The organism is Gemmata sp. (assembly GCF_051859125.1).
Classification (GTDB): domain Bacteria; phylum Planctomycetota; class Planctomycetia; order Gemmatales; family Gemmataceae; genus Gemmata.
Genome location: NZ_JBHYGG010000147.1, coordinates 1 through 7,434 on the forward strand (window position 1 = coordinate 1; position 7,434 = coordinate 7,434).

Sequence of the window (7,434 nt, forward strand, 5' to 3'; positions counted from 1 at the left end):
TGCCGGGCACGGTCTGGGTCAACCCCGCGGGTCGTGGTTCCGTGCCCGGCACCGGTGCCCCCGGGCCGGCGGTGCCGTGAGCCCTCCGCGGCCCAGGTTCAGAAGTAGACGCCGACCCGACCGACAAACGCGAAGGCCCGCCGGAGCAATCCGGCGGGCCTTCTGCGATTCGTGGCACCACCGGGGTTGACCCCCGTTGCTCGAAAGGGGCGGGGTGCTTCCGGTTTCGCCCTCTCCCCTTGCGGGAGAGGGCAGCGAGGCTCTGCGAGCGGGTGAGGGGTGGAGCCGTAACCTCTCGGAAGGTTCACCCCTCACCCGGCCGCGAAGCGCGGCCACCCTCTCCCGCAAGGGGAGAGGGCCAGAACCAAGACCCCAGCCGCATCGGTTGCAACGGGTACACGTCCAACTGCCGTCTGCCTTTTGCGATTCGCGGCACGGCGAGCGGCGATCAGAGGAGTTGCTTCACCGGCTTCCCCTCGGGGCACAGTTCGATCGGCCGGCCGTCCTGCGCCTTGTACCAGGTGTGCAGCGGGACGCCGAGCGTGTGGTAGATCGTGGCGGCGATGTCCTGCGGGCCGACCGGGTTGTCGGTGACGTACTCGGCCAGCGCGTTGGTCGCGCCGACCACCTGCCCGACCTTCAGCCCGCCGCCGGCCATCACCGCCACGCCCGCGGTGCTCCAGTGGTCGCGGCCGGCGGTCGGGTTCACCTTCGGGGTGCGGCCGAAGTCGCCGAACCACACGACCAGCGTGTCGTCGAGCAGCCCGCGGGTGCCGAGGTCCTCGACCAGCGCCGAGAGCCCGCGGTCCACCCGCGGCAGGAGCCGGTCCTTGAGGCTGCGGAAGTTGTTCGTGTGCGTGTCCCACCCGCCGTCGGTGACGGTGACGAACTGCACCCCGCTCTCGACGAGCCGCCGGGCCAGCAGGCACCCCTGGCCGAGCGAGTTGCGGCCGTACCGGTCGCGGACCTTGTCGGACTCCTGGCCCAGGTCGAACGCGCGCTTCGCGGCCGGCCCGGTGATGATGCCGTGAGCCTTCTCGTAGAACTCGTCGCGGGCCTTCTCGACCGACGACTCCTCGGCCCGCTGGTAGTTCTCCAGGTCGGCGAGCATCGTGTAGCGGCGCTCGAGGCGGACGCGCTCGGCGTCGCCGGTGAGGGACAGGTCGCGGACCTTGAACGCCGGCGAGCTGGGGTCGTCGGGCACCTCGAACGGGTTGAACTCGTCGCCGAGGAACCCGGCGATGCCGCCGTTGAACCGGCGGTCGATGCTCTTGCCGAGTTGCACGAACGGGAGCATCCCCTGTTCGTAGCCGCGCTCCTTGGCGACGACCGAGCCGAAGCACGGGAACGGGAGCGCGGCGTTGAACTTGTGCCCGGTCATCATCAGGTGGTCGGCGACGCCGTGCGACCCGTTCTTGGGGTCGTGGCCGCGGATGATGGCGAGCTTGTCGGCCTGCTTCGCGAGCATCGGCAGCGGGTCGCAGAACCGCACGCCGGGCAGGGCGGTGGCGACGGTGCCGAAGTCGCCGCGGACCTCGGCCGGCGCGTCGGGCTTGGGGTCGAACGTGTCGATGTGCGACGGGCCGCCCTGCATCCACATCAGGATGCACCGCTTCGCCTTCGCCCTCGGGGCCGCCGCGGTCTTGGCGTCGCTCATCGCCTTGAGGTACTGCGGGAGGCCGAGCCCGAAGGCGCTGAGGCCGCCGACGCGGAGGAACGTGCGCCGCGGGACGCCGGAGCAGTCGGGTGCGGAGCCGGTGCGGAGGTCGAGCATTTCGGGTTCCCCGTGCGGGGTTCGAGGCGGGAAGAGGGCAGCGCGAGGCAGGAACCGACGGGAGGGCTCATCGAAGATAAGGATCGACTTGTGGCGGACCGGTGTCAAGCGAAAAGGGGCCGGCTCCGGTTTTGAACCCTGAAGGGGTTCCATTCCCTAGCCCGGGGTCGCCGCTGCGGCGCACCCTGGGGACCACGATCGCGGTGCGCCCCGGAGAACCTCACGCACACCGGACACGTCTACGTTCCCCGGGGTGGCGCTGCGCTGACCCCGGGCTGGGGAATGGAACCCCTTCAGGGTTCGAAGCCCGAGAGGCGGCCTACTTGTAGCTGCGCTCGGCGAGCTGGACGCTCTCGTACGCCAGCGGTTCGACGTTGCGGACCGGCGGCTTGTCCGGTCCGGCGTACTCCCAGGCGGCGACGTGGCAGAAGTCCGCGTCGTTCCGCTTGGCCTCGCCGTCCGGCGTCTGGTACTCGGTGCGGAAGTGGCCCCCGCAGCTCTCCTCGCGGGTCAGTGCGTCGAGCGCCAGGAGTTCGCCGAACTCCAGGTAGTCGGCGACGCGGTTCGCGCGCTCCAGGGCCACGTTCAGGTCCGCGTCGGTCCCGGTCACGTTCACGTTGGTCCAGAACTCGGCCCGCAGCTCGCGGACCTTCGCGACCGCCTTCTCCAGGCTCTGCTTGGACCGGGCCATGCCGACCTGCTCCCACATCGTGAGCCCCAGCTCGCGGTGGTACTCGCTCGCGGTCTTCTTCCCCTTGATGGAGAGCAGCTTCTTGATCTGGTTCGTCGCCTCGGTCTCGGTCCGCTTGAAGTCGGCGTGGTCGAGCGGGGTGACGCCGGGCTTCTGGCCGGCGAGCCAGTTGGTGATCGTGTACGGGAGCACGAAGTACCCGTCGGCGAGCCCCTGCATGAGGGCCGACGCGCCGAGCCGGTTGGCCCCGTGGTCCGAGAAGTTCGCCTCGCCGACGACGAACAGCCCGGGGACGTTCGACATCAGCTCGTAGTCCACCCACAGCCCGCCCATCGTGTAGTGGACGGCCGGGTAGATCCGCATCGGCCGCTCGTACCCGCTCTCGGCGGTGATCCGCTCGTACATCTCGAACAGGTTGCCGTACTTCTCGCGGATCCGGGCCTCGCCCTGCTTGCCGATGGCGGCGGCGAAGTCGAGGTACACGCCGCGGCCCCCCGGCCCGACGCCCCGGCCGTCGTCGCACGCCTCCTTCGAGGCCCGGCTCGCGATGTCGCGGGGCGCGAGGTTCCCGTAGCTCGGGTACTTGCGCTCCAGGTAGTAGTCGCGGTCGGCCTCGGGGATGTCCCGCGGGTGCTTGTCGCGGTCGGCCTTGTTCTTCGGGGCCCACACCCGGCCGTCGTTGCGGAGCGACTCGCTCATCAGGGTGAGCTTCGACTGGTGGTCCCCGGTGACCGGGATGCACGTCGGGTGGATCTGGGTGTAGCACGGGTTGGCGAAGCACGCGCCCCGCTTGTGCGCCCGGTACGTCGCCGACACGTTGCACCCGATCGCGTTCGTGCTCAGGAAGAACACGTTGCCGTACCCGCCGGTGGCGAGGACGACCGCGTCGGCGGTGAACGACTCAATCTTGCCCGTCTCCAGGTGCCGGGTGACGATCCCGCGGGCGCGGCCGTCCACGGTCACCAGGTCGAGCATCTCGCACCGCGGGAACATCTTCAGGTTGCCCAGGCCGATCTGCCGCGACAGCGCCTGGTACGCGCCGAGGAGGAGCTGCTGGCCGGTCTGCCCGCGGCAGTAGAACGTGCGCTGGAGCTGGGCGCCGCCGAACGACCGGGTGTCGAGCAGCCCGCCGTACTCGCGGGCGAACGGGACGCCCTGCGCGACGCACTGGTCGATGATGTTGACCGACACCTCGGCGAGCCGGTGGACGTTCGCCTCGCGGCTCCGGAAGTCGCCGCCCTTGATGGTGTCGTAGAAGAGCCGGAACACCGAGTCGCCGTCGTTCCGGTAGTTCTTGGCGGCGTTGATCCCGCCCTGGGCGGCGATGCTGTGCGCCCGCCGGGGCGAGTCCTGGAAGCAGAAGCTCAGCACCTTGTACCCGAGCTCGGCGAGCGACGCGGCGGCGCTGGCCCCGGCCAGCCCGGTCCCGACGACGACGACCGTGTACTTGGACTTGTTCGCCGGGTTGATGAGCTTCTGGTGCTGCTTGTAGTCCGTCCACTTCTCGGCGAGCGGCCCGGACGGCACCTTCGAGTCGAGCTTCATGGTTCTCACCGCGGTTCGGTCGTAGGGCCGGCTGTGCCGGCCGAGGCGGAGCGGGTCGCGACAGGGGCGGCCGGCACGGCCGGCCCGACATCTGGGTTCGTGCGGCGGGCCTCGCCCGTCACTTGTAAACCGGCGGTGCCCCGCCGAGCATCACGCCGAACACGATCGCGAGGTTCCCGGCGAGGATCGTGAGCGCCGCCAGGAACCCGAGCGCCCGGATCACCGGGGCGAACCGCCGGTTCTTCAGCCCGAGCGTCTGGAACGAGCTCTGGACGCCGTGCAGCAGGTGGACGAACAGCACCACCTGCGAGACCGCGTACAGGGCCACGAGCCACGGGGTGGTGAACCCGGCGACGAGCATGCTGTACACGTCGTGCCGGCCCCGGGCGTCGGTCAGTTCGAGGTAGTTCTTGAACTGCCCCGGGGCGACTTCCACCGGCGTCACCCAGGCGAACGTGAAGTGGGCGAGGTGGAACAGGACGAACAGCCCGACCACGGCCCCGCTCCACAGCATGGTGCGGCTCGCGGCGGTCGCCTGGACGCTACCCGGGAACTGGTACGGCACCGGCCGGGCGGCCCGCGACCGCACGGAAAGGCGGACGGCGAGGGCCAGGTGCAGCACGAAGATGCCGAGCAGCCCGGCCCGCGCGACCCAGATCAGCGCGCCGAGGTCGTGCTTGAGGAAGTAGGCGTAGCCGTTGATCGCGTCCGGCCCCTGAAACACCTTCAGGTTGCCGATCATGTGGAACACGGTGAACCCGACCAGCCCGAGGCCGGTGAGCGCGACGAGCACCTTCGCGCCGACGGTCGAGTCGAGGAGGGCCGCGAGGAACGGAGCGGCCTGCTGGGCGGCGGTGGTGCCGGGCGGCCCCTTGGGGTGGCGCGGGCCGGTTTGCGTGGCTGCCATGAGCTGGTGCGGTCCCGGGGCGAGCGGATGGGGCGTTTACTAGTAGTGTAGGCAGCCGCCCACCCCGGCGGCGACGCAATTTGGCGGGAGTTGGCGGGCGGGGCAAAGGGGCGAGCCGGGAGCGCGAGCGACCGGAGTTGCGGTGAACTCCGGTCGCTCGCGCTCCCGGCTCGCCGGGGCGGGTCTTCACGTGGTCAGTTCGACGCGTCCGGGATCGGGGCGTCGCTCGTCGTGGGCAGCGGGGGCCGGGTGTTCGGGTCGCGGCGGCGGGTCGCGAGGTCGTTGGCCGACGGCAGCTTCACCTTCCACGCGAGGCCGACCGCCTGCATCCCGCGGATCACGATCCAGCTCAGGTCGAGCTGCCACCACTCGAGCCCGTGCCGGGCGGACGTCGGGAAGGCGTGGTGGTTGTTGTGCCACCCCTCGCCCAGGGCGACGACGCCGACCAGCGCGTTGTTCGTGCTCAGGTCGTTGCTCTCGTACGGCCGCTTGCCCCAGATGTGGCAGATCGAGTTCACGCTCCAGGTCGCGTGGTGCCCGAGGAACACGCGGACCAGGCCGCCCCAGATGAACCCGGTCAGCGCCCCGAACCAGGTCATGGTCACCAGGCCGCCGACCACCGCCGGGATGAGCAGCCCGAGCACGACCCACACGGCGAACATCTTGTTCGCGAACCGCAGCGACGGGCTCTTGAGCAGGTCCGGGATGTACCGGTGCAGGTTCTCGGGGTCCGGCTCGAACGCCCACCCGACGTGGGACCGGAAGAACCCCTTGAGCCACCCGACCAGGCCGGGGCCGCTGTGGTGCGGCGAGTGGGGGTCGTCCGGGGCGTCGCTGTACTGGTGGTGCCGGCGGTGCATCGCGACCCACTGGAGGGCCGGGGCCTCGACCGACATCGACCCGAACACGGCCCACACGAACCGCATCGTGTTCGTCGTCTCGAACCCGCGGTGGGTGAGCAGCCGGTGGAACCCGACCGTCACGCCGAGCATCGACACCAGGTACATCGTCACGAGGAGGCCGAGGTCGAGCCAGCCGAACCCGTAGCCCCAGGTCAGGTACGCGGCGGCCGCGACCCCGATCATCGGGACCGTGATGCCCCCGAGGGTCTGGAGCTGCATGCCGAGCCGGATCCGGTTGTCTCGGAGGATCGACGCCGCCGTCTCGGACTCGTTAGGGGTTGGGGCCGGGGCGGGAGCGGACGCCGTGGGATTGGGGGGTGTAGCGGTGCTGGACAAAGTTATACCCGATTGAATTGGGAGGCCGGTGTTGAGCCAGTTGGGGGTACAGTGTGGCGATGGCAACGGGGACCGTCGAGGGGAAAATCTCGCCGGCCGAGAAAAAAATCGGTTGCCAACGGGTGTTCGATTGTCCGCACGAGAGGCGGGGCGAAATGGGCGGGCCGTGCGGCCCGCGCGGGCACCGGTCAGAGGGGCGGCCACTGCTCCTCGAGACCCTCCCGCTCGATCGCCTTGATCTGCGCGTCGGTCACGGAGAACCGCTTGGCGATCTCGGTGCGGGCCGCGGCCACCCCCATCCCCGTGTCCTGGATCTCGACCAGGGTGCGGAAGATGGTCTGGCGCTGCTCGACGGGCAGTGCTTGGGAGTCTTTGGATGGCGGCACGCGGAACCCACTGTAATTAAGGGGGCGAACGGAGTCTCAGCGGCGTATTATACGGAAGAACGCCCCCTCCTTACGGCCCGACCGCACGAATCGCCCGGATCGCACGCCGCGGCCGCCGCCGCCCGGCACCACCCCCGACTCAGAACCCGATGCCCCTGCTCGACTTTCAACCGCCGCACAGCCCGGCCCCGGTCCCTCAAGACGTGGTGCGATTTATCGCGGAAGCGGACCGCCGGATCGAGCGGTTCCACGAGGACTGCCGCGTCCCGGGGTTCGTCGCGTCCGACTACGCCCTGGCGTACCGGTTCCTCCGCGACCTGGCGGCCGGCACCGAGGCCCGGGGCCGCCGGTTCTGCGAGTGGGGCAGCGGGCTCGGCGTGGTCGCGTGCCTCGCCGCGATGCTCGACTTCGACGCCTGCGGCATCGAGATCGAGGCCGACCTCGTCGACGAGGCCCGCCGCCTCGCCGACGACTTCGAGTTGCCCGTCGAGTTCGTGTGCGGGAGCTTCGTGCCCCGCGGGGCCGAGAAGCGGGTGTACTCCGCCGGCACGTACTCGTGGTTCACCACCGACGGGGACCACGCCTACGAGGACCTCGGCCTCGACCCGGACGACCTGGACGTGGTGTTCGCGTACCCGTGGCCGGACGAGGAGGCGGTGACCGCCGACCTGTTCGAGTGGTACGCCGGGACCGGCGCGGTCCTCGCCACGTACCACGGCACCGACGGCATCCGGTTCCGCCGCAAGACCGCCGCCCGCCGCCCGCGGCGCTGACCCCCGGGGCTCGGCAGGGTAGGTCGCTCACTCCGTGAGTGACAACTCATACCGAATCTGTTGCATTCGTATTGGTCCGAGCCCGAGCGCCGAGCGAGGGTTCACGTGAACCCTCGCTCG

At 70.2% G+C, this 7,434-nt stretch carries 6 protein-coding genes; 1 reads left to right on the top strand and 5 read right to left on the bottom strand.

Features of this window, described 5'->3' with window-relative positions:
• Positions 1–448 precede the first annotated feature (448 nt).
• The 5 genes from ACTIGN_RS14645 to ACTIGN_RS14665 form a co-directional block, all read right to left on the bottom strand.
• The gene (locus ACTIGN_RS14645; RefSeq protein WP_439625048.1) at positions 449–1,774 is read right to left on the bottom strand and encodes a DUF1501 domain-containing protein; all 1,326 of its coding nucleotides are present in this window, start codon (positions 1,772–1,774) and stop codon (positions 449–451) included.
• A 319-nt stretch (positions 1,775–2,093) separates the two neighbouring features.
• The gene (locus ACTIGN_RS14650) at positions 2,094–4,010 is read right to left on the bottom strand and encodes a fumarate reductase/succinate dehydrogenase flavoprotein subunit (protein ID WP_439625050.1); all 1,917 of its coding nucleotides are present in this window, start codon (positions 4,008–4,010) and stop codon (positions 2,094–2,096) included.
• Positions 4,011–4,128: 118 nt separating this feature from the next.
• Complete coding sequence (locus tag ACTIGN_RS14655) at positions 4,129–4,917, bottom strand: succinate dehydrogenase cytochrome b subunit (RefSeq protein ID WP_439625052.1); 789 nt, start codon at positions 4,915–4,917, stop codon at positions 4,129–4,131.
• A 194-nt stretch (positions 4,918–5,111) separates the two neighbouring features.
• Entirely contained in the window at positions 5,112–6,038 is a 927-nt protein-coding gene (locus ACTIGN_RS14660; protein ID WP_439625054.1) for an acyl-CoA desaturase, read from the bottom strand.
• 305 nt (positions 6,039–6,343) lie between these two features.
• Positions 6,344–6,541 carry a hypothetical protein gene (locus tag ACTIGN_RS14665; RefSeq protein WP_439625056.1) on the bottom strand — a complete coding sequence of 66 codons (198 nt, stop codon included), beginning with the start codon at positions 6,539–6,541 and terminating at the stop codon, positions 6,344–6,346.
• 149 nt (positions 6,542–6,690) lie between these two features.
• Between ACTIGN_RS14665 and ACTIGN_RS14670 the strand changes: the two genes are divergently transcribed.
• Positions 6,691–7,314 carry a hypothetical protein gene (locus ACTIGN_RS14670; protein ID WP_439625058.1) on the top strand — a complete coding sequence of 208 codons (624 nt, stop codon included), beginning with the start codon at positions 6,691–6,693 and terminating at the stop codon, positions 7,312–7,314.
• The last annotated feature ends 120 nt before the right edge of the window (positions 7,315–7,434 follow it).

What these genes read in the sequence shown, in the direction of transcription:
- ACTIGN_RS14645 (WP_439625048.1), bottom strand. Translation starts at nt 1,774, where the DNA reads ATGCTCGACCTCCGCACCGGCTCCGCACCCGACTGCTCCGGCGTCCCG.
- ACTIGN_RS14650 (WP_439625050.1), bottom strand. Translation starts at nt 4,010, where the DNA reads ATGAAGCTCGACTCGAAGGTGCCGTCCGGGCCGCTCGCCGAGAAGTGG.
- ACTIGN_RS14655 (WP_439625052.1), bottom strand. Translation starts at nt 4,917, where the DNA reads ATGGCAGCCACGCAAACCGGCCCGCGCCACCCCAAGGGGCCGCCCGGC.
- ACTIGN_RS14660 (WP_439625054.1), bottom strand. Translation starts at nt 6,038, where the DNA reads ATGCAGCTCCAGACCCTCGGGGGCATCACGGTCCCGATGATCGGGGTC.
- ACTIGN_RS14670 (WP_439625058.1), top strand. Translation starts at nt 6,691, where the DNA reads ATGCCCCTGCTCGACTTTCAACCGCCGCACAGCCCGGCCCCGGTCCCT.